Source organism: Kitasatospora sp. NPDC007106 (genome assembly GCF_040634455.1).
Classification (GTDB): domain Bacteria; phylum Actinomycetota; class Actinomycetes; order Streptomycetales; family Streptomycetaceae; genus Kitasatospora; species Kitasatospora arboriphila.
Window position 1 is genome coordinate 1 of the sequence record NZ_JBEYFP010000776.1, and the last position, 2,691, is coordinate 2,691.

The 2,691-nt window shown below is 72.2% G+C and carries 1 protein-coding gene and 1 pseudogene; one reads left to right on the plus strand and one right to left on the minus strand.

All coding sequences use genetic code 11. From position 1 onward, the window contains the following. Nucleotides 1-223, plus strand: a pseudogene (locus ABZ641_RS32190) (hypothetical protein); the annotation flags it as partial. A gap of 187 nt (nt 224-410) precedes the next feature. Here ABZ641_RS32190 and ABZ641_RS32195 read toward each other — a convergent pair. Further along, nucleotides 411-2,204 carry an adenylyl cyclase gene (locus ABZ641_RS32195; RefSeq protein ID WP_359987560.1) on the minus strand — a complete coding sequence of 598 codons (1,794 nt, stop codon included), beginning with the start codon at nt 2,202-2,204 and terminating at the stop codon, nt 411-413. Between the last annotated feature and the right edge of the window lie 487 nt (nt 2,205-2,691).

Sequence of the window (2,691 nt, forward strand, 5' to 3'; positions counted from 1 at the left end):
CGACCCGGAGTGGAACAGGACGCCCATGCCCACCCCGCACGAGATCCGGGTGGCCGAGGCGGACGCGGGCTGCCGGCACGAGCACAACGTGGTGGGCATCTGGTACGCGGTGGACTACGCCTACCAGCAGGAGGCGATCGCCGCCGAGGGGAAGGCGATGGCCGAGGCCAAGGCCGGCCTGGAGACCCAGGTCCGGGCCGCCCGCCAGGTCCTGGCCTCCTGAGAGGCCATCTCGTCGGGGCTCGCAGGCTGCTCGCGTGACGGTCGTGGAGCGCCCGGTGCCGGACGAGTTGCGGGAGTCGTTCCAGGGACGACTTCTCGAGGGACGTCGGGGGCGTCGTTCCCGGCCGGGGCCCGGGGCCGCCGCGCCGGGGCGGTGCCGGGAGACCCGGTCACCGCCCCGGTGGCGGTCAGACGGTCGCCACGCCGTTCGAGTAGCCCTTCATGAAGTAGGTGCCGAATCCGTTCTGCACGGGATCGCCGCTGTTGTTGACGCAGTGCAGGATGCCTCCGCCGCCGGGGCCGTTGAGGCACACGGTCATCAGGTCGGTGAGGACGACGCCGGGGGTGTCGGGGACCTCGTAGGCCCGGTCGGCGTAGATGTCGGCCTGCAGGTTGAAGAAGCAGTAGCTGCCCAGGCCCCAGGCCCGGTGGTCGGTCACGGAGTCGGCGACCTTGTACGCGGCGTAGCCGCGGGTGCCGTGGTGGACCCAGGCGGACTGGGTGGGGACGTCGTAGGGGTGCTCGTTCTGGAAGAAGTAGGTGCGGCCGTGGTTGCCGTTCCAGAGCACCTCGTACTTCTGGAAGTGCTCGGCGAACAGGCCGTAGGTGGTGACCCGGTCGCCGTTGACGAGGAAGCCGGTGCCGGCGGGGTTGACCGACCAGCCGACGCTGCCGTCGAGGCCGTGGTCAGCGCGCCAGACCCAGATGTGGTCGACGATCACGTCGTTGCTGTCGATCCGGATGGCGACCTCGGTGCCGCCGGCCACGACCCCGCCGATGCGGGCGAAGACGTCGAAGAGCGCGGTGGGGCGGCCGGAGTGGTTCCGGCGGCTGCGGCCCTCCCCGACCCGGAGCAGCACCGGGGAGCCGGCGGAGGCGGCCTCCAGGAGCAGGCCCGCGACGGTGACGTCGTCCACGTCGGCGACCTCGACCAGCGAGTTCCCGTTGACGGCCTGCAGGGTGGCCAGGCCCAGGCCGAGCACGACCGTCCCGGGCCGGGTCACCTGCAGCGGGGCGGAGAGCCGGTAGATGCCCGGGGTGAACAGCAGGTGCCGGCCCTGGGAGAGGGCGCGGTTGAGGGTTCTGGCGGAGTCGCCGGGCCGGGCCACGTGGAACGCGGACAGCGGGATGCCGTGTCCGGCGGCCTTGCCGGAGGCCCAGGTCGTCCCGGTGGAGTTGCGGCGCAGGGCGGGGACGAAGACGTGGTACGAGCCGTGGGAGTCCACGGTGAGGAAGGGCTTCTCCCGGACGACGGGGGTCCGGTCGACCGTGGTCATCGGCGGGCTGGGGAAGCTCTGGGCGGGAGCGCCCTGGGTGCCGACGAAGACCATGTTCCAGTTGGCGCCCGTCCAGCTGCCGAAGGTGTCGTTGCGGGACAGCCACTGCTGCTGCGAACCCGACTCGACCTGGCCGTCCACCACGCTGTCGGCGAGGAAGCCGCCGCTGGACCAGCGGTTGCCGGGCGGGCTGGGCCACAGGGTCATGTTGCCCTTGACGTGGGTGCGGCGCATCGGGGCCGCCTGCGAGACCGCCCACCGCTCCAGGCCGTCCGGCGGGACGATGCACAGGTTCTCGGCGGCCCGCCAGAAGTTCTGGGTGCCGTTGCCCTGGAACCACTGCGCGTCGGCGGTCACGTGCCCGTTGATGACGACGTCGTCGGGGCTCTGGCCGAGGCCCAGCACGTGCGTGTAGAAGCCGACGTTGATGTCGACGTTGTAGGTGCCCGGCTTGAAGGCGAGGGCGTACCGCTCCGTGCCGAACTGGTTGGACTCCTGGATCTTGAACACGGCGTCGACCCGGGCCTGGATCGCCGCGTCGCCCATGGAGGGGTCGAAGACCAGGACGTTGGTGCCCAGGCCGGTGGTGCCACGGGCGTCCGGCGCCGCGGAGGCCGGGCCGGTCGCGAGAGTGCCGGCCACGGGCAGTGCGGCGGCGACCGCTGCACCGCGGAGCACGGTCCGGCGGGTCGGGGTGACAGACATGACTCTCCCTGGCGTGGATGGGTGGGGAGGGGTCCGGAACCGGCCCCCGATGCCGTGAGAGCGCTCTCTCACTCGCGGTGGAGAGTGAAGCACCGGGGCGATGCGGCGTCAATAGGCGGCATTCTCGTGGCGGTTCGGACGTGGAGGTGCCCGTGGACAGGACGGCGGTCGCTCGGGACGGCCGCTCGCCCCGGCGCCGGCCCACCGGCAGCAGGTGCGCCCGCGCCGGGTTGCGGCGGATGCGGGGCCGGGGCGTCATGTCAGGAGGGCCACGCCGACCGTCGCAGGAGGTGCGGCGCCGTTCCGTGGCGACTCGAGAATGTCGGAGACCTTCGTGCAGACCGTACGCACCTCGCAGCAGATCACCCAGGACGTCATCGCCTACATGGAGCCCGCGCTGCGGGCGGCGGTGGACCGGCTCGACGAGCCGGTGCGGCGGATGACGGAGTACCACATCGGGTGGGTCGACGCCGAGGGCCGGCCGACC

What these genes read in the sequence shown, in the direction of transcription:
- ABZ641_RS32195 (WP_359987560.1), bottom strand. Translation starts at nt 2,204, where the DNA reads ATGTCTGTCACCCCGACCCGCCGGACCGTGCTCCGCGGTGCAGCGGTC.